A 19721-nucleotide genomic window follows, 5' to 3' on the forward strand; every position below is an offset into this window, starting at 1 on the left:
CAGGCCTGACATGACGACATGGATACGCAACATCTGGGAAGAGGTCGCGCGACCGCTGATCCAGCGCCCAAGCCGGGTGCAGGTTGCTGCGTTGTGTACCCGCAAGGCAGGTCCCGGTGACGACGTTCTGTTGATCACCAGTCGGGGCACCGGACGCTGGATTATCCCCAAAGGCTGGCCCATTGATGGGCTCAACGGGCCGGAAACCGCATTGCGGGAAGCCTGGGAAGAGGCTGGGGTGCGCGCGACCGAGGTGCAGAAAGATCCCGTTGGTCATTACTCTTACGACAAAAGGTTGGATGACGGCACGGCGTTGCCGGTTATCACCAGCGTTTATCGGATCGAGGTGACCGATCTGGCGGATGTATTCCCCGAGTCAGATCAGCGCAAGCGCTGCTGGGTGTCCCCGAAGGTGGCCGCCGAACGCGTGCAAGAGCCGGAATTGCGCGACTTGCTACTGCAATTGTAACAATATTGTAAAAAACTGATGACAAAGGTTGCCGCGCCCATTGGAACCGTTTAGCGGCGGGCATCATTCAAAACAGCCGTTGTGAACCGATGTCAGACCACCCCACCAAAGCCCGTTGGCACGCACTGGACCGTGACCTACAGCGTATCTCGCGCGTTGAGCACGCCAATGCCCAAGTATCGCGTCCTCTGTTGGCCCCCGGAATTGCACTGGCCTTTATCGCGCTGGCAGGTTTGGCTGCAGCGCTTCTGTTCGGACGGGCCGATGGTGGCGTGATCGTTGTCGCAGCTGCGGCATTCGGCGCTTACATGGCGATCAATATCGGTGCCAACGACGTGGCCAACAATATGGGCCCGGCAGTGGGGGCCAATGCTCTGACCATGGGCGGAGCCATCCTGATTGCCGCCATCGCAGAAAGCGCAGGTGCGTTGCTGGCAGGGGGGGATGTGGTTTCGACCATCTCTAAGGGCATCATCGATCCGATGTCGGTGCAGAACAGCAATGTGTTCATCTGGGCGATGATGGCGGCCCTGATATCGTCGGCACTGTGGGTCAATCTTGCTACCTGGGTCGGGGCACCGGTTTCGACCACGCATTCGGTGGTCGGCGGCGTGATGGGTGCCGGCATAGCTGCGGCGGGCCTGAGCGCGGTGAGTTGGGGCACGATGAGCGCGATTGCCGCCAGTTGGGTGATCTCACCCGTTTTGGGCGGGATGATTGCAGCCGCCTTTCTGGCATTGATCAAACACAAGATCCAGTATCAGGACGACAAGATCGCGGCAGCGCGGCGCTGGGTGCCCATTCTGGTTGCCGTGATGGCAGGGGCGTTTGCCACCTACTTGTCGGTCAAAGGCCTGAAGCGGATCGTCAAAATTGATCTTCAATTTGCCCTTTTGATCGGTCTGACCTTTGGCGGCCTGGTCTGGGCTGCGACGGTACCGTGGGTCAAGCGCAAGTCTGAAGGGTTGGAGAACCGGACCCGGTCGTTGAAGACGTTGTTTGGCCTGCCTTTGGTGATTTCGGCCACATTTCTGAGCTTTGCGCATGGGGCCAATGATGTGGCCAATGCGGTGGGTCCACTGGCGGCGATCGTGCATGCGGCCGAGTTCGGAGATTTTGCCACGAAAGTCTCGATCCCGACATGGGTCATGGTGATCGGCGCGTTTGGCATCTCGTTCGGACTATTCCTGTTCGGTCCCAAGCTGATCCGTATGGTCGGCAGCCAGATCACCAAGCTGAACCCGATGCGGGCGTTCTGTGTCGCGCTATCGGCGGCGATCACGGTCATCGTCGCCAGTTGGCTGGGTCTGCCGGTCAGTTCGACTCATATCGCGGTTGGGGCCGTCTTTGGTGTTGGCTTCTATCGGGAGTGGCATGCAGAACGGCGGTGGAAATACTCGAACCGCCAGCGGCCGGCGGAGCTGCGACTGGCGCGCGAGGAACGGCGGCGGCGCAAGCTGGTGCGGCGGTCGCATTTCATGACCATCGTAGCGGCCTGGGTGATCACGGTACCGGCAGCGGCAGTGATGTCGGCGCTAATTTTCTGGGTTTTGACTGCGTTCGCTTGATCGGAATTTGCGAGGCTCTGCCTCGCGCTCCGAGGTATTTTAGGCCAGATGAAGAGACGGATCAGGTTATGATCTGGTCGACTGTGAGCGGCGTGTCCGGTGATTGGTGGATGAGTTGAGAGACTCGGCTATTGATCGGGGTTGCGATCGCGTACTGTTGGCCGAGTTTGATGATTTCGCCCTGTAGACTGTCGATTTCGGTCGGGCGACCCGCCGTCAGATCATAAGCCATCGAGGTGCGCGCATTGGGGTCGATGGTCAGCATTTTTGCCGCAATTCGTGTAAAAAATGGCGTTGGCAGACGTAGAATGTGCGGTGTCATCCATGCGGGTAGTGGCGTTGTGGAGGTGGCCTCGATCTCGGCGACTTTCAAAACACGCTGCGCCTCGGCCATCTGATCAGCCATCAGGCGACGCCAGTTTCGGTCGAGCAGTTGGTTTTGCAAGGTCAGGCCGGACAATGCGTTCAATGCATTGTTGAGGTTGATCACCAGCTTACCCCATTGCACCGCCTCGATCTGGTCGCTTTCGCTGACGGGTAGATCTGGGGCGCTTAGGCGTTCAGCCAGAGACCGGGAGCCACGCTCGATGACGATCTCGCCCGATGTGGCGCGGTGATAGGTTGCCGGGCCCGTCGGCACCACGTTGAAGGGCACCATTCCAGCCCGAACGTCGCGTCCGGGAAGAGCGGTGCGCAGGGTGCGGGCGTTCTCGAGCCCATTCTGCCAAGACAGAACCGGGGCCGTTTCCGTGGCGTGTGCGGCGATCAGCGCTGCCATCTCGGCGGTCGCGCCTGTTTTTACCGTGACGATGACTAACTCGGCATCCCCAAGACAGGCAGGGTCTTCGCTGAGCGTGAGTTGTGAGGCGGCGACGTGGCGATGCAGGTTCGAGAAATCTGTCACCGTCAGCCCCTGTCCCCGGATGGCGTCCAGCACCCGCGCGCGGCCCAGCAGCGTCATGCTGTATCCCGCTGCGGCCAGCAATGCGCCGCAAAAGCAGCCAATGCTGCCTGCACCGGCGATGACGATATTCATGGCTTACCTCCGCTGTGCCTCCAAGGATCGCCGGGATCGTTCAACGGAGCCAGCGTGACGTGAGGTCAGACGCGGGCGCGTCTGGGTCGGGTGCGTTCGAGGTCTTCCGAGATCGGAATGAACTCCTGATCATCACCGGGCGGCAGGTGGAAGGCGCCGTTCGCCCAGTCGGCAGTTTTCCATTCGCGTGTGGCCGTTTCTATCTTCTCCTTCGAAGAGGAGACGAAGTTCCACCAGATGTAGCGATCTTCGTTCAAGGTCGCGCCGCCCAGCAGCAACAGCCGCGCACCCAGTGGTCCGGCCTTCACGGACAGGTGATCGCCGGGGCGGAAGACCATCATGCGACCCGCCTCAAAGCTGTCGCCTGCGATCTCGACCGAGCCTGTGGTGACATAGACACCGCGATCCTCGTGATTGTCGGGCAGCGGGAAGGAGGCACCCGGTTCTAGCTGGACGTCGAGATAAAAGGTCTCGGACAGCATGGTGACCGGGCTGGTTTCGCCATAGGCGGAACCAAGGATCAGGCGGGCGCTGACGCCTGCATCCTGAATATGAGGCAATGCGCCCTGTTTGTGGTGTTCGAAATCGGGGGCCATATCTTCGTGCGTTTCGGGTAAGGCGATCCAAGTCTGGATGCCAAACAGGCTGTGTTTCTTGCCGCGTGTTTGGTCACTGGTACGTTCGGAATGGGTCACACCACGCCCAGCGACCATCCAGTTGACCTCGCCGGGATAGATCATCTGATGCGTGCCGAGACTGTCGCGGTGTTCAAACTCGCCCTGATATAAATAGGTCACGGTACCAAGTCCGATATGGGGATGCGGCCGTACGTCAATACCGCCTTCGGTGATGAATTCGGCCGGACCCATTTGGTCGAAGAAGATGAAGGGGCCGACCAGTTGCCGTTTGACCGAGGGTAGCGCGCGGCGCACCTCGAACCCGCCCAGATCACGGGCACGGGGGATGATCAGGCTGTCTAGCGCCGGGTTCTCGGACCGGCAGTCGGGGGTATGGGTCGGATTCCAGCTCATTCTCGCTCTCCCTTAGGTCAGGATCTGGCTTGGGCTTCAATATGTTTGATAATGTGGAATATAGTATGATTTATTATCTGGCATAGCGCATGAGTGCACATATACAGTGCACGATGGGCGGAAACGGCGGCAACGCTCACGTGACGGTGATGAAATGACCCGATCTTCAGACCAGCTTAACTCGGCTTTCGCAACAAACGTGCTAGATTGAGTGTCAGGCCAGACACCATGCCCGTTATCGAAAGGAGCCCTCTCGATGTCGCACGTTCTTCTTACCCGCCGCAGCGCGTTGGTTACGGCGGGCTGTTTTGCAGCGCTAGGCACGGCCGGGCTGACCACGCCCGCGCGGGCGCAGGGCGTTGCACCGACCCCGTCCATGCGGGGCGGATCGAACAACTATCGCCCCGGCGCCCCTATTGTGCAGCGCATCGGCGGCGGAGGTTTCTGGATGACCGGCACCGTGCGCCGCGCAGGCGACGGAGCCCCCTTGCCCGGACAGCGTATCCAGATCTGGGCGCATACGACCGAAGGGCACGAGCGCGACCAGCGCAGCCATGGGGCGACGCTGACGGATGCGAACGGTGAATTTCGGCTTGAGATGCCACAAATCGTGCCCGCCTTTGGCCAACCGCACGGGCATCTCGCCTATGACAGCGGCGAATTCGAAACGGTTTTCCTACGCCCGGTGATGTCGAGCGCGAAGGATAAAACGCTTGCCGCGCATTTCGTCTTGCAGCCTGCCTGATACGTGTTGAGGCGCATACTGATCTGGGCAGCGTTGATTGTCGCCCTTCTGGTGCCGGTTATCGCGGCAGCATTCAGCCCTTATCTGGCGTGGCGCGAGCCGATCTACATCCTTGCCGGGTTTGCGGGCATCGTCGGGATGTGCCTTCTGCTGATGCAACCCTTGCTGGCCGGACGCTGGTTGCCTGGGCTTTCACCTGTGCGCAGCCGCTTATGGCACAGGCGGTGCGGTCTGGCCCTTGTCGCAGCGATCGTAATCCATGTGGGCGGTTTGTGGATTACGAGCCCGCCGGATGTCGTGGACGCGCTTCTATTCGTATCAGCCACACCCTTTTCCGTCTGGGGTGTGATCGCGATGTGGACGGGTTTTGCTGCAGCAACGATGGGCGTTCTGCGCCTACGCCTGAACCTGCGATTTCGGCTCTGGCGTCTGGGGCACACAGGACTGGCGCTGGTAACCATTCTGGGCAGTGTCGTACACGCCCTGCTGATTGAGGGCACGATGGAGATCATGACCAAGATCGCATTGTGTGTGCTGGTAGTTCTGGCGTGCGTCGCTACGCTCGCCAGATTACGGGTCTGGGAAGTGTCCCGACGCGTTTAGTCCTCCCATACGCATACCGGGGCCGCGTCAGGCTGACAGGCGTTTGGCATAGGTCGCGCGATCTATTTCAACATCCCGCACGGTGATGCTGCCGACCGTGGGCGCAGACGCAGCCAGAACATTCAGAATGATCGCGTTCAACTCGGCGCGCGTTGCCTCATCTCGGCCTTGCAACAACAAGAGCGTGGCATGAATGAAGGTCTGCGGTTCGGTCCCGATGCGGAAATACGGAAACGAGGTGGCACGGATTTTGAGTGTTGGGGCATCGAATACTTCATGCGCGGCGAGCTCGGAATAGAGCTGCTCACAGATGGCTTGAAAATCATGAGTTTTTTCGAGCCCGGCAGAGAATTCCAGAGTGATGTGTGGCATTGGTTGCTCCGAGATTTAAGAGAGCCATCTATCGCTCTCCCAGATTGCTGTCGGCCTCAGACGCCCAGACACCAGCGCATCACGGCTTTTTGCGCATGCAGGCGGTTTTCGGCCTCGTCAAAGATCACCGAGTTCGGGCCGTCCATGACCTCGGATGTGGCCTCTTCTTCGCGGTGCGCAGGCAGGCAGTGCATGAACAACGCGTCTGGCTTGGCATGCGACATCAGCTCGGCGTTGACCTGATAGGGGCGCAGCATGTTGTGGCGGCGCTCCTTCGCGGATTGAGAATCGTGCATTGAGACCCAAGTATCGGCGACCACGAGGTCGGCCCCTTCAACAGCTTTGTGCGGGTCCCGTTCGATCACGATTTTCGAGCCCTTCTGGCGTGCAAGCCCCATGAATTCTTCTTCCGGGTCCAGCTGCGCCGGGCCGGTGAATGTCAGGTCGAAACCGAATTGACCGGCGGCATGCAGAAATGAAGCGCAGACATTGTTGCCGTCGCCGGTCCAAACGACCTTTTTTCCTGCGATGGGGCCGCGATGCTCTTCATAGGTCAGCACATCGGCCATGATCTGGCAGGGATGTGTACGATCGGTCAGACCATTGATGACGGGAACGTCCGAGTATTCGGACATCTCGGTCAGGATGGTTTCATCAAAGGTCCGGATCATGATCATGTCGACATAGCGCGACAGGACCCGGGCGGTGTCGGCGATGGTCTCGCCATGGCCCAGCTGCATGTCCTTGCCGGACAGCACCATGGTCTGCCCGCCCATTTGGCGCACGCCAACATCGAAGGACACGCGGGTCCGCGTTGATGGCTTTTCAAAGATCAGCGCAACCATGCGGCCTGCCAGAGGCTGCTCGTCGTCGGGGGCGGCTTTGGGACGCCCAAGGCGCGCCTGTTTCATCGCGCTGGCCTGATCGATCATGTTCCGCAGATCACCTGCGTCAGTTTTGTGGATATCAAGGAAGTGGTTCATTTTAATTCACTTTTTAATCAGGCGAGTTCAGGCCGAAGCCATTGCGTTTTCGACTTGTGCCGCAGTTTTCTCGAGGCGGATCAGGGCTTGTGCGATGTCATCCTCGGTGAGGGTCAGCGGCGGCAGCAGGCGGATCACGTTATCTGCGGCGGGAACCGTTATGACCTCGTTGTCATAGCCAGCGTTGACCACGTCGATATTGGTGGGCTTGCATTTCAGGCCTAGCATCAGGCCTGAGCCGCGCACCTCCTCGAATACTTCGGGGTGGTCCGCGATCAGGCCTTCGAGCTTCTGACGCAGCAGGCCTGCCTTGCGATTCACACCTTCGAGGAAGGCCGGAGTAGCGACCTGATCAATCACCGCGCAGCCAACGGCACAGCCCAAGGGGTTGCCGCCATAGGTCGAGCCGTGGGTGCCTGCCGTCATGCCGCTGGCGGCCTCTTCGGTGGCCAGAACCGCACCCAGAGGAAAACCGCCGCCGATGCCTTTGGCGACCATCATGATATCCGGCGTGATGCCGGCCCATTCATGGGCAAAGAGTTTGCCGGTCCGCCCCACGCCGCATTGGACCTCATCGAGGATCAGCAAAAGGCCGTTATCATCGCAAATCTGGCGCAGGGCTTTCAGCTCTGCATCCGGAACGGGGCGGATGCCGCCTTCGCCCTGAACCGGTTCGATCAGGATGGCCGCCGTGTTGTCGGTGATGGCGTTGGTGACACCGTCGAGGTCTCCGAATGTCAGATGGACAAAGCCTGGCAGCAGCGGGCCGAAACCTTTGGTCATTTTCTCTGACCCGGCGGCGGCGATACCCGCCGATGACCGGCCATGGAATGAGCCGTCGAAAGTGATGATCTCGACCTTCTCGGGCTGACCTTTGTCATAGAAATACTTGCGGGCCATTTTGACGGCCAATTCGCAGGATTCGGTGCCCGAATTGGTGAAGAACACCGTATCGGCAAAGGTGTGTTCCACCAGCTTGTCCGCCAGTGCCTGCTGTTGCGGGATGTTATAGAGGTTTGAAACATGCCACAGCGCATGCGCCTGTTCTGTCAGGGCCGCCACCAGCGCCGGATGCGCATGACCCAGCGCGTTTACCGCTATGCCCGCGCCCAGATCCAGAAAACGTCGGCCATCCGCCTCGGTCAGCCAGGCGCCTTCGCCCTTCACGAATGTCAGGGGCGCGCGGTTATAGGTCGGCAGAACGGACGGGATCATCGGATCATCCTTTTCGAATAGCTTGAGCCCTGTGAGTGATACACTGGGGCCATGGTCGTCAACTGATTTGGTGGGGTTTGCGCGGATTTGGACAGCGCAAATGGATCAAACGGGCCGATTATGCGGTCAGGCGTCGGCGTCGGAGGCGCAGGATATGTGCGGTATTGATCATGTGAAGCCATATAGCGGGGCGCACCGGGTCTGAAAACCCCGTTTTTGCGATCGGGGCAAAAATCATTCTGAGACCGGGATTTACCGCTTGTCATTTACCCGACGCTGGCGCACGGCTGAACCATGACACCGATACGTCAGAATCCTGCCCTTGCGGCCCTGCTGATCCTTGCGGCCAGCGCCCTTCTCGCAGGGACCACATTGCTGGCGAAAGCACTGGGGACGGATGTGCTTGGCCCTGCCCTGCATCCGATGCAGATCAGCCATGGACGGTTTCTGTTTGCCTTTCTGGTAATCGTGACAGCCGTCGGCATCATGCGCCCCCGTCTGAGCCGCCCGCATTGGGGTCTGCATATCGGACGGACAAGCTTCGGCTGGCTGGGGATCACGCTGATGTTTGCATCCGTTGCTTTCATACCGATTGCGGATGCGACGGCGATCTCGTTCCTGAACCCGGTCTTTGCCATGATGTTGGCGATCCCGCTGCTGAAAGAAGGTGTCGGCCCGTGGCGCTGGTTGGCCGCCATCGTGGCCTTGATCGGTGCCTTGGTTCTGTTGCGTCCAACGCCCGCTAGCTTTCAACCCGCTGCATTACTGGCCCTGACCGCAGCAGTGATAATTGGGATGGAACTGATCTTTATCAAAAAGCTCTCGGGCCGAGAAATACCGATCCAGATTCTGCTGATCAACAATGCGATGGGTCTGACCATTGCGACAGTCGCGGTAAGTTTCATTTTCCAGATGCCGACGCCTCAGCAATGGGCGGCGCTGGCCTCGATTGGTGTGCTAATGGCCTGTGCGCAGGCTTGTTTCGTCAACGGAATGGCGCGGGCGGATGCCTCTTTTGTGGCTCCGATCAGCTACGCTACCCTGATCTTCGCTGCCTTCTACGATTTCGCGGTATTCAAGGTGATACCGGATGGGATCAGCCTGATCGGCTCGGCCATCATCCTGACCGGAGGTCTGATTCTGGTCTGGCGCGAGGCGATACACCGTCAGGCCTTGAGCCGGTAGCCGGTGCGCAACATCTGCCAGGTCAATCCTCCAACCAACAACGTCGCGCTGGCGCAGATCGCCATGCCCAACCAAGGAGAGCTGTCGGACACGCCGATCATCCCATAGCGCAACCCGTCAATCAGATAGAAGACCGGGTTCGCATGGCTTAGCCGATTGAGCACTGGCGGTAGCGCCTGCACAGAATAGAAAGTGCCGGACAAGAAAGCCAAAGGCGTGACGATGAAATTGGTGATCGCCGCCATCTGGTCGAACTTGTTGGCAAAAATCCCGGCAAAAAGCCCAAGCGCGCCCATGAACGCGCCGCCTAAAACCACGAATATCAGTGCGATCATCGGGTTCTGCGGCACGATGCCCAGAACCAACGCCAGAGCGATTGCGACAACAAGGGCGATCAGGATACCGCGGGCGATGCCTCCGGCCAGATAACCCAACAGGATTTCCAGCGGCGATAGCGGCGGCATCAGCGTATCGACGATATTGCCCTGAACCTTGGCGATCACCATCGATGACGATGTATTGGCAAAGGCGTTCTGAATCACGGTCATCATCATGATGCCCGGTGCCAGAAAGGTCAGAAACGGCACCCCCATCACATCCGGTCGGCTGGGACCAATAGCAATGTTGAAGATCAGCAGGAACAGGCCTGCCGTCACCAGCGGTGCCAGCAGGGTCTGCGTCCACACGGCCAGAAAGCGCAGGGTTTCGCGCTGCGCCAGTGTATAGAGACCCATCCAATTCACCGCGCCAAAGCGGCGTGCGTCGTGATCCATGAGATTATGCATGCTCTGCCCCATACCTGATTCGAAGACCGCTTGTAACTCGGGCCGCAGTGTTTAGAATAGGGCGCTGAGATGATTTCCCAAGGCGGCCCGAATCCGGGGCCGCTTTCCGCTTTTGAAAGGCAAATGATGTCCTGGACTGACGAGCGTGTAGAGCTGCTGAAAAAGATGTGGGGCGAGGGCCAGTCGGCCAGCCAGATCGCCAAGGAACTGGGCGGCGTGACCCGCAATGCGGTGATCGGCAAGGTGCACCGTCTGGGTCTGTCGAATCGCGCCACCGGTGCAAGCCCGGCAAAGGCCGAACCTAAGGAAAAACCGGCCCCCGCGCCCAAGGCCGAGGCCAAACCGAAACCGACACCCAAGACTGAACCGGCCCGTCCGGTGCCAGCCCCCGAGGCCAAACCGGTCACCCCGGCCCGTCGCCAGATCATACCCGCCGGCCAGCCGCTGCCTCCGCAACCGTCGGCCAATGAGATCAGCCCCGAGGCTTTGGCCAAGGTCAACGAGATTGAAAAGAAGGCCAAGAAGCTGTCTTTGATGGAGCTGACCGAAAAGACCTGCAAATGGCCCGTCGGCGACCCCGCGACCGAGGATTTCTGGTTCTGCGGCCTGCCCGTCGAGGCAGGCAAACCCTATTGCGAAGCGCATGTGGGCGTGGCGTTCCAGCCGATGAGCTCGCGCAGAGATCGTCGGCGGTAATTCTTAGACATGACAGCGGGGGTTGGCCTTGATTGGCCGGCGCCCGATCGACATTAGTCTGCGGAACGGGTGCTTTCCGTATAGTCGGATAGCAATGATCGGGCGTGTTGAGCGTGGCGCGACACCAGCTGTTTCTGACGAGCGTTGTCCGGCACCAGATAACTGGTATCCGAGAGGCCCCCGGTCGAAATGCCCGAAAACAATACAGTAAGTTCCTCGACCATTGCAGGAGGGAGTGAATTCAACGCTTCCTGTCCTATCAGCAAGCTTTCGGTCGGGGCACCCTCGGCGATAATCACTTCGTGCGTCGCCAGGACCAGATGGAAATACGTGACGCTGTCTACGGTTTCATCGACATAAATCCCCGGCAGATCGGTCAGCCTTATCGCGGCGACCAGAACCTCAGAACGACCGAACATGCGTTTCACAATCGCCGAGGACACCAGCATGCGATGCTGACGCGAGACAAGCAGATCACGTCGGGGCAGGCCTTGTCCAAGTGCGCCCGCGCAAATTCGCACTGGATAGAGTTTCGGATTGCGGCGCAACTCGCGCGCAGTGAGTGAACGGCGCAAGATCTGCAGCAAAGGCTGGTTGCCACCCCGCGCCCGCAAAAGCAGCTGGCCAGGCTTCAGATCTTCTACCGGCACCGGACCCAAATCAGTGGATACGAGTGTGCCCGCAGTCAGACAGGGGATGCTGCCCGGGGTGGGATCGGTATTGACTGTATATGTGCCGCCATTGTCGGTCGAAATCAGGGAATCGCCAGCGCCGGCCTGCCCGATGACTGTGGATTGCATACCATTGGCCGGGCCAGTGTTCGCAGTGATCGGGCCGGGACTTGGAGGATCGCTGAAAGAACTAAACTGATAAACCGTTGTCCCTTCGGAAAGCGAGATACCATTGGTTTTACCCAATCCGTTAAATGTCCCGGAACTTGTCGTGTCGATGACATAGATATCGCGACCGGTAACCGTTGTCGGCGTGATACCGGCCAGAGTATTGGTGGTTCGGATCGAGCCATTGCTCATATAGATCGTCACGACCAACCCCGAGACATCCGTACCAGCGTCAACCGCGACCTCGATAAAATCCAGGGTCGGGCCACCTAAGTATTTGAGCTCAGAAAAGTATGGATCCGGCATAAATCACATGTCTTTCGATGATACTAAGACGTCCACCCGGCACTGACGGGACAGAAATGCTGTGGCTGCTGTTGATACATCTTTCGTAGGAAGGCAAGCTGTTGCTTCTGTCACTGCGCCGGATGCGAAGGCAGATTTGGCATCGGCACCCATCGGGGCAATTCCTCGGGCGAAACCGAGACATGCAGCTTCTCTGACCGGTCACGCCCTACTTTGCGATGCTTGCGCAGCAGGAAAATCTTACCCCAGCCACGCCAGGTGCCCACGGATTGCGCATGCGGATCACTAGGGAAACGGTCGCGCCAGCCCTCGGGCAATGGCAGGCCGTGCAGTTCGGCCTTGTCCAGCATCCAGATCAGCGAGATGTTGCTGAGGGGGCGGGCCTCTTCGAACCCGTTCAGCTGGCCGCCAACATCGCCGTGGGTGCCGCGGAACCAAACCTGCTCGATATGGCCTTTGAAGTCAGGCGTGCATTTCCACAGCACCGGCTCGAACACTTCGCGGGTCTCGTCCAGCGCCATGGCGTGATAGCCGTGGCGGGTGGCAGGGCCAAGCTGGTGGTTGTGGAAGGCATGGCGTTCCTCGGCCCAGCGCCAGAGCAGCGGAAGGCGCAGGCCCAGCGCCTTGACCGTGTCCCAGACGCCGACCATCTCGATGGCGACATCCTCGTGACAGAACTCCCGACGAAAGACCGCCGCAGCTTCGCCATTGGCGTTACATTCATAGTGTCGATAGGCCTGTTTGATATTGCGGACAGTGGCGTGTTCGGCCTTGAGCAACCCGATAGCATCGATCACGCCCGCAAGGCTGCGGACCCCGTATGCGCCGCGCGAATAGCCGATGAAAAAGATCTTGTCGCCGGGTTTGTAACGCGAAGCCAAATAACCATAGGCCCGACGAATCTGACGGTTGATACCCCGCCCCATCATCACGTCCATAGTGGACTTCCAGCTTTCCCACTGCACGCCGGATTCGTAGAAAACCGAAACCTGGCTGCCCATCTCGCAGCACAGGCGCAGAGTCTGGCCCGCGTGGGTTTCCCGCCCTGCTTCCAGCGTCGACATGGTGCCGTCAAGAATGATGACATGGCTGACAGGTTCGCGGTGGCGCGTTTCGGCCGAGTGCTCGGACCGCAGAGGCCGTCCGAGCCATCCCAGTACCTTTCTACTCAGCCGCGACAGAACCATGCGTCAACAATTCCCAAACTTTGTGAGGTGTGAAAGGCATATCCGCCTGCCGCACCCCGTGATCCCAGAGCGCATCCTGTACCGCGTTCGCCACTGCGGCCAGTGCGCCCACGGTGCCTGCCTCGCCACAGCCTTTCATCCCCATCGGGTTGGCGGTTGACGGAACCGGCGCCGAGGTAAACTCTATCATGGGTATCTCAGCAGCGCGGGGCAAGGCGTAGTCCATGAACGAAGCCGTGAGCAGTTGCCCCTCGGCATCATGAACAACATGCTCGGTCAGTGCTTGGCCGATACCCTGCACTACCCCGCCATGCACCTGCCCCTCGGCCAGCATCGGGTTGATAAGATTGCCGAAATCATCCACCACCGTGTAGCGGTCGACCCATGTTTCACCAGTGAAAGAATCGATAACGACTTCGGCAACATGTGCACCATTGGGATAGCTGCGTGCATCTAGCGTGGCGCGGGCTTCGTGCTGCAACAGATCGGTGCGCCCGTCGGCGCGCGCCATCTCGGCCGCCTCGGTCAGCGTGGGGGTCAGGTTGGACCCCGGCGCGCGGAAGGTTTCATGGTCGAAGGTCACATCGCTTTCCTCGACCCCCATCTTATCCGCAAGATAGGGCGTGAATGCGGCGATCATCGTATCAACTGTGACCAGTGTCGCGTTGCTTTGGGTCGTGACCGAGCGTGATCCGCCGGTTCCGCCGCCCTGCGCCAGCCTGTCCGTGTCGCCTTGCACAACATTGATCAGGTGCGAAGGAATCCCTGTCTGGTCCGATAGGAACTGGGCATAGACGGTCTCGTGCCCTTGCCCATTGGACTGAGTGCCGACATAGAGGTTCACCGTTCCGTCCTCGCAAAACTCGATCTTCGCGCCTTCGGAAGGGTCTCCCAAAATACTTTCGATATAGTAACAAAGCCCCTGACCCCGGATCAGACCGTTTTCGGCATCCGCCGCCTTGCGGGCCTCGAAGCCCGTAGTCTGTTCGGCGGCGCGGCTGAGGACCATGTTGAACTCACCCACATCATAGGTTTCGCCGGTTGCGGTCTTATAGGGGAAAGCTTCGGGTCGGATGAAATTCTTGCGCCGCAACTCCCACGGATCAATCCCCAACTCACGCGCAGCACGGTCCATGACGCGTTCCAGCACATAGATTGCCTCGGGTCGCCCGGCACCGCGATAGGCGTCGACCTGCGTGGTGTTGGTGAAGAATCCTTCGACCCGCAAGTAGGTGGTCTGAACATCGTAGACACCCATCAAAACCTTACTGAACAGGCTGGTCTGGATCGCCTGCGCGAAATGGCTGTTATAAGCGCCAAGGTTGATCTTGCTGTGGACCCGGTAAGCAGTGATCTTGTGATCGGCATCAAAGGCGAGCTCCGCCAGTGAGGTCAGGTCGCGGCCGTGGTGATCGGACAACATCGCTTCGGACCGGTCCGACATCCAGTGCACGGGCTGGCCCAGTTTCATGGCAGCAACAGCAACGGTGAAATATTCGGGATAAGGCATCGCCTTCATACCAAATCCGCCGCCGACATCTGGCGTAGTAACACGGATCGCCTCGGGGTCCAGTTTCAGCTTTTGTGCCAGTTGCGCTTTCATCCCCCAGACACCCTGCCCGCCATATGAGAAATGCATACGGCCACCCGACCAATCGGCCTGACAGCCACGCGGTTCGATCGAGCTCACGATGACCCGGTTGTCATGCACGTTCAGCGCGACGGTGCGCGCCGCTGCCTGAAAGGCGGCATTGGTCGCCTTCTCATCACCCAAGCCCCAGTCAAAGGCGCGGTTGTCGGGGGCTTGTGGATGCAAAGGTTCGCCACCCGCAGCGACATCCATCTTGACCGGCAGGTCTTCGGTTTCCATCCAGATCAATTCGGCTGCATCGCGGGCCTGTAACAACGAGTCGGCAATGACGACCGCAACGGGTTCTCCGACGAAACGCACGCGGTCCTTGGCCAGCATGTTCCGCTCGGACGCAGCGCCTTGACTGCCGTCGCGGTTGGCGACTGTAGTCGCGTTCATCACCGTATCGATCCCGGCAGCAGTCAGATCTTCCAGCGTCATGACCAAGCGCACCCCATCCGCTGTACGTGCATCTTCAAGGTCCAGCGACGTGATCGTGGCATGCGCCACCGGGCTGCGAAAGAATGCTGCGAACAGCGCATTCTCGGGCACAGAATCGTCCATGTATTGTCCCTGCCCGGTCAGAAACCGCTGGTCCTCGGTCCGTTTGATGGGCTGGCTTTTGCCGAATTTTTCCATGAGATGATCCTCTGGCTGCCTGAATGCGCGACCCTAGCGTGAAGCAGGACCTTGTCCAGTGGCTGAGAAAATTAACCCCGCACGGTCTGAAAGCGACATTCATGTCTGGAAACAGCGTTGCGCGCCGATCTGGGCCGCGCCTAGGCTGAACCTAAATTCAGTCGAGTGGAGGTTTCCATGCCCAAAGAAATCAAGCTGACGAATGGCCGATTGGACAGCCAAAGTGCCGAGGCCTATTGGGATGATGGGTTTATATTTCCGATCCCCGTGTTCTCTGCCGCAGAAGCCGCCGGGTACCGTGCCGAGTTGGAAGATGTCGAGGCCAGCTGGCGCGAGGATGACCTGCCGCTACCCCTGAACATGTACAAACGCATCAACGCGCATGTGGTGATGCCATTTGCCACTCGCATCGCGTTGGACCCGCGCGTTTTGGACGTTGTCGAAGGTGTTTTGGGCCCAGACCTGCTGTTGTGGTCGGCTGAGCTGTTCATCAAGGAACCGCGCACGACGCAAGTGGTGGGCATGCATCAGGACCTGACATATTGGGGTATGGGTGAAACCTCGGACCAGTTGACCGCCTGGATCGCCCTATCCCCTGCGACGGTTGAGAGTGGCTGTATGGATTTCGTGAAGGCCAGCCACAAGAACCCGATCCTGCCGCATAATGATACGTTTTCCGACAACAACCTTCTGTCGCGTGGGCAAGAGGTAGCAGTCGATGTCGCGGAGGAAGACAAAACCCATATCGAGTTGCAGCCCGGCCAGATGTCGCTGCACCATGGGCTGACCATTCACGGGTCAGGGCCGAACGTATCTGATGATCGTCGAATTGGCCTGGCTATCCGTTATCTCAACCCCAATGCGCAGCAAAAAGTGGCGGATCGCGACTATGCCATTCTGGCGCGGGGCGAGGACCGGGTGGGGAATTTCATCCATATCCCTGAGCCGACCGAGCTGTTTGCTCCTGAGGCGCTGGACCTGCACGCGCGCATCCGCAGCGATCAGGCCAAGGCGATGGGGCAAGGGGCCAGCAAAAAGCTGGATCTTTATGCGCCCGCCCCATCAAATCCCGGCTGATCATTGCAGGACCGCCGCGCAGGGCCTTCCCCTTCCTGCGTCCATTCGCTATTGCAGGCGCTGACCCGATATTGTTGACGCAGGACGCATCCCATGGCGATGGAAAAGACATTCAACGCGGCCGAGGCCGAGGCCCGCATCTATCAGGCCTGGGAAGCGGCCGGAGCCTTCAAGGCAGGCGCGAACAAATCGCGCGACGAGAGCTTTACCATCATGATCCCGCCACCGAACGTGACGGGTGCGCTGCATGTGGGCCACGCGTTCAACAACACACTGCAGGATATACTAACCCGCTGGCACCGGATGCGCGGGTTCGACACGCTATGGCAGCCCGGTCAGGACCACGCTGGTATCGCCACGCAGATGCAGGTGGAAAAGATGTTGGCCAACACCCAGCAGCCGGGACGTCGTGAGCTGGGACGTGAGGCGTTTCTGGACAAGGTCTGGGAATGGAAGGGAGAATACGGCGGCACGATCATCGAGCAGCTCAAGCGCCTGGGCTCGTCCTGTGATTGGTCGCGCAACGCCTTCACTATGGCGGGTGCGCCGCGTGACCCGCGCACGGGCCACGAAAATTCTGCGAATTTTCACGACGCGGTGATCAAGGTCTTTGTCGACATGTACGAAAAGGGACTGATCTATCGCGGCAAGCGGTTGGTCAACTGGGACCCGCATTTCGAGACCGCGATTTCGGACCTTGAGGTCGAGAATATCGAAGTTGCGGGCCATATGTGGCACTTCAAGTATCCGCTGGCGGGCGGTGAGACCTATACCTACGTCGAGAAAGATGAGGACGGGAATATCGTGCTGGAGGAAGAGCGCGACTATATCTCGATCGCCACGACCCGCCCCGAAACCATGCTCGGCGACGGCGCAGTTGCGGTTCACCCATCCGATGAGCGCTATGCGCCCATCGTCGGAAAACTTTGCGAAATCCCGGTAGGCCCGAAAGAGCATCGCCGTCAGATCCCGATCATCACCGATGATTACCCTGATCCAGATTTCGGCTCGGGCGCGGTGAAAATCACCGGTGCACATGACTTCAACGACAATATGGTCGCCAAGCGCGGCGGCATTCCAATGTATCGCCTGATGGACACCAAAGGCGCAATGCGCGCCGATGGTGCGCCTTATGCCGAAGAGGCGGACAAGGCGCAGGAATACGCGCGCGGGCGAGAGTTCACCGAGAACGAGATCGACGCGATCAACCTGATCCCTGATCATCTGCGCGGCCTCGACCGGTTCGAGGCACGTGCGAAGGTGGTTGAGGAGATCACTGCAGACGGTCTGGCTGTCATGACTCGCGCCGATGACCCACGTCTGGGTTCGACCGCTTTAAAGCCGGAACACGAAGGCGCGGACAAGCTGGTGCCGCTGGTCGAAAGCAAACCGATCATGCAGCCCTTCGGCGACCGCTCGAAAGTCGTCATCGAGCCGATGTTCACCGACCAATGGTTCGTCGACGCCGCCAAGGTCGTCGGCCCTGCGCTGGACGCGGTCAAGGACGGCACTGTCAAGATCATCCCCGAGTCGGGCGAGAAGACCTATTACCACTGGCTGGAAAACATCGAGCCGTGGTGCATCTCGCGCCAGCTATGGTGGGGGCATCAGATACCGGTTTGGTATGGCCTCGATCTCTCGGCTGAGAATTTCAAGGACGACGAAAACGACGGCGACCTTGATTTGGTCGAATTGGGTCGTTTGCTGAACGAAGGCGGCATGCTGCATCGTGGCAATGTCATGGAATGCGCGGCAAGCCTTGAGGCCGTTACAGAGAAATTCCTCGACGACAATGCCAATATACCCAGCCCGCTGAGCCACGCGACGGTCATCGAAGTTGCCGATAAGCAGGAAGCGATCCATCAGTTCGCCGAAAGCCTTGCTCAATACGCAGTCGAACAAGACCCGACCAAGCTGGTCTACCCGGTCTGGCGCGACCCCGACGTGCTCGACACATGGTTCTCTTCCGGCCTCTGGCCTATCGGCACGCTGGGCTGGCCCGAAAAGACCGAAGAGTTAGAGCGCTATTTCCCAACCGATGTGTTGATCACCGGCTTTGACATCCTGTTCTTCTGGGTCGCGCGGATGATGATGATGCAACTGGCCGTAGTGAACGAGATCCCGTTCCACACCGTCTATCTGCACCAGCTCGTCCGCGACGAGAAGGGCAAGAAGATGTCCAAAACCACCGGCAACGTGATCGACCCGTTGGAGATCGTGGACGAATTCGGTGCTGACGCGCTGCGCTTTACCAATGCCTCGATGGCGGCTATTGGCGGGGTACTGAAACTGTCGCGCGAGCGCATCACAGGTTACCGTAACTTCGGCACCAAACTGTGGAACGCTGTCCGCTTTGCCGAGATGAATGAGGTCTTCACCGACGCTGTCCCGCAACTGGACGTGGCTGACCTGAAACCCAAAGCCGCCGTGAACCGCTGGATCATCGGTGAAACCGCCCGTGTGCGGGAAGAGGTCGACGCGGCGCTGGAAAGCTATCGTTTCAACGACGCGGCCAACGGGCTTTATGCCTTTGTCTGGGGCAAGGTCTGCGACTGGTACGTGGAACTCTCTAAACCCTTGCTGCAAGGCGATGACGCCGAGGCACAGGCCGAGACCCGCGCCACCATGCGCTGGGTTCTGGACCAGTGCATGGTTCTGCTGCACCCGATCATGCCTTTCATCACCGAAGAGCTGTGGGGCCTGACCGGTAAGCGTGCCAAAATGGTCGTACACGCAGATTGGCCGACCTATGCCGCTGCCGACCTGATCGACGCGGATGCGGATCGAGAAATGAACTGGGTGATCTCGGTGATCGAAAACACCCGCTCGGCCCGCGCACAGATGCGGGTTCCTGCTGGCCTCTATGTGCCGATGCTGGTGACTGAGATTGACGCGCACGGCCAAGCGGCATGGGACCGCAACGAAGCGCTGATCAAACGTCTGGCGCGGATCGACAGCCTGACCAAGGCGGATGAACTGCCCAAGGGCACGATCTCGATTGCCGCACCCGGCGCCTCCTTTGGCCTGCCACTGGCGGACATCATCGACATTGGTGCGGAAAAGGAACGGCTGGAAAAAGCCAAAGGCAAGTTGGCCAAGGAACTCGGCGGTCTGCGCGGGCGCCTGAACAACCCGAAATTCGTGGCATCGGCCCCGGAAGAGGTTGTTGCGGAAGCCAAAGCTAACCTTGCCGCCCGCGAAGAAGAAGAAGCCAAGCTAAACGAAGCTCTCGCCCGTTTGGCTGAAATCGCCTGATCTTTTTCCTGCTGCTGATATATTGAAATCGAACCTCACCACCCAACCGGCGGTGAGGTTTTTCTTTACCCTCAGAGCTTTCCCCTTGTTCACGCCACGC

The 19721-nt window shown here is 59.3% G+C and carries 17 protein-coding genes; 8 read left to right on the forward strand and 9 right to left on the reverse strand.

All coding sequences use genetic code 11. From position 1 onward, the window contains the following. Positions 1-10: 10 nt before the first annotated feature. Both ACR0JG_RS15265 and ACR0JG_RS15270 read left to right on the forward strand, forming a co-directional pair. A complete protein-coding gene (locus tag ACR0JG_RS15265) occupies positions 11-469 on the forward strand; it encodes an NUDIX hydrolase (protein ID WP_170404203.1) in 459 nt (152 codons plus the stop codon). An 89-nt stretch (positions 470-558) separates the two neighbouring features. After that, entirely contained in the window at positions 559-2037 is a 1479-nt protein-coding gene (locus ACR0JG_RS15270; RefSeq protein ID WP_170397220.1) for an inorganic phosphate transporter, read from the forward strand. A gap of 61 nt (positions 2038-2098) precedes the next feature. On the opposite strand, the gene ACR0JG_RS15275 is transcribed toward ACR0JG_RS15270, so the two are convergent. Beyond that, positions 2099-3073: a 2-dehydropantoate 2-reductase gene (locus tag ACR0JG_RS15275; protein WP_480570820.1), complete on the reverse strand. Its 975-nt coding sequence runs from the start codon at positions 3071-3073 to the stop codon at positions 2099-2101. Positions 3074-3138: 65 nt separating this feature from the next. Next, complete coding sequence (locus tag ACR0JG_RS15280) at positions 3139-4104, reverse strand: pirin family protein (protein ID WP_170424227.1); 966 nt, start codon at positions 4102-4104, stop codon at positions 3139-3141. A gap of 256 nt (positions 4105-4360) precedes the next feature. On the opposite strand from ACR0JG_RS15280, the gene ACR0JG_RS15285 reads away from it, so the two are divergent. Both ACR0JG_RS15285 and ACR0JG_RS15290 read left to right on the forward strand, forming a co-directional pair. Then, entirely contained in the window at positions 4361-4849 is a 489-nt protein-coding gene (locus tag ACR0JG_RS15285; RefSeq protein WP_170397223.1) for a peptidase associated/transthyretin-like domain-containing protein, read from the forward strand. Positions 4850-4855: 6 nt separating this feature from the next. After that, on the forward strand, positions 4856-5452 hold the full coding sequence (locus ACR0JG_RS15290; RefSeq protein ID WP_370644448.1) for a ferric reductase-like transmembrane domain-containing protein: 597 nt from the start codon (positions 4856-4858) through the stop codon (positions 5450-5452). A 27-nt stretch (positions 5453-5479) separates the two neighbouring features. Here ACR0JG_RS15290 and ACR0JG_RS15295 read toward each other — a convergent pair whose 3' ends face one another. Genes ACR0JG_RS15295 through ACR0JG_RS15305 form a run of 3 tightly spaced genes read right to left on the reverse strand, consistent with a single transcriptional unit; the run spans position 5480 to position 8022 of the window. Then, on the reverse strand, positions 5480-5824 hold the full coding sequence (locus tag ACR0JG_RS15295) for a 5-carboxymethyl-2-hydroxymuconate Delta-isomerase (RefSeq protein WP_170647577.1): 345 nt from the start codon (positions 5822-5824) through the stop codon (positions 5480-5482). A gap of 56 nt (positions 5825-5880) precedes the next feature. Continuing rightward, positions 5881-6807, reverse strand: a complete 927-nt coding sequence (gene argF / locus ACR0JG_RS15300; protein ID WP_170404219.1) for an ornithine carbamoyltransferase — start codon at positions 6805-6807, stop codon at positions 5881-5883. A 27-nt stretch (positions 6808-6834) separates the two neighbouring features. After that, positions 6835-8022 (reverse strand): acetylornithine transaminase, encoded by a 1188-nt coding sequence (locus tag ACR0JG_RS15305; RefSeq protein WP_480561180.1) that lies wholly within the window; start codon positions 8020-8022, stop codon positions 6835-6837. A 294-nt stretch (positions 8023-8316) separates the two neighbouring features. On the opposite strand from ACR0JG_RS15305, the gene ACR0JG_RS15310 reads away from it, so the two are divergent. Then, entirely contained in the window at positions 8317-9207 is an 891-nt protein-coding gene (locus ACR0JG_RS15310; protein WP_480561179.1) for a DMT family transporter, read from the forward strand. On the opposite strand, the gene ACR0JG_RS15315 is transcribed toward ACR0JG_RS15310, so the two are convergent. Continuing rightward, positions 9189-9992, reverse strand: coding sequence for an ABC transporter permease (locus ACR0JG_RS15315; RefSeq protein ID WP_170511463.1), 804 nt, complete (start codon positions 9990-9992; stop codon positions 9189-9191). The genes ACR0JG_RS15310 and ACR0JG_RS15315 overlap by 19 nt on opposite strands. A 126-nt stretch (positions 9993-10118) precedes the next feature. Here ACR0JG_RS15315 and ACR0JG_RS15320 point away from each other — a divergent pair, with 126 nt between their 5' ends. Further along, a complete protein-coding gene (locus ACR0JG_RS15320; protein WP_170397240.1) occupies positions 10119-10688 on the forward strand; it encodes a GcrA family cell cycle regulator in 570 nt (189 codons plus the stop codon). A 53-nt stretch (positions 10689-10741) separates the two neighbouring features. On the opposite strand, the gene ACR0JG_RS15325 is transcribed toward ACR0JG_RS15320, so the two are convergent. From ACR0JG_RS15325 to ACR0JG_RS15335, 3 genes are all read right to left on the reverse strand, one after another. Then, entirely contained in the window at positions 10742-11833 is a 1092-nt protein-coding gene (locus ACR0JG_RS15325; protein WP_480570823.1) for a Hint domain-containing protein, read from the reverse strand. 110 nt (positions 11834-11943) lie between these two features. Continuing rightward, positions 11944-13020, reverse strand: a complete 1077-nt coding sequence (locus ACR0JG_RS15330; protein ID WP_480570826.1) for a DUF2235 domain-containing protein — start codon at positions 13018-13020, stop codon at positions 11944-11946. Further along, entirely contained in the window at positions 12998-15289 is a 2292-nt protein-coding gene (locus ACR0JG_RS15335; RefSeq protein ID WP_480570829.1) for a xanthine dehydrogenase family protein molybdopterin-binding subunit, read from the reverse strand. Before ACR0JG_RS15335 ends, ACR0JG_RS15330 begins: the two co-directional genes overlap by 23 nt. A 177-nt stretch (positions 15290-15466) precedes the next feature. Between ACR0JG_RS15335 and ACR0JG_RS15340 the strand changes: the two genes are divergently transcribed. Continuing rightward, positions 15467-16366, forward strand: coding sequence for a phytanoyl-CoA dioxygenase family protein (locus ACR0JG_RS15340; protein WP_480570832.1), 900 nt, complete (start codon positions 15467-15469; stop codon positions 16364-16366). A 93-nt stretch (positions 16367-16459) separates the two neighbouring features. Further along, positions 16460-19621, forward strand: a complete 3162-nt coding sequence (locus ACR0JG_RS15345; protein WP_170424249.1) for a valine--tRNA ligase — start codon at positions 16460-16462, stop codon at positions 19619-19621. The last annotated feature ends 100 nt before the right edge of the window (positions 19622-19721 follow it).

The organism is Ruegeria sp. AD5, from assembly GCF_056542345.1.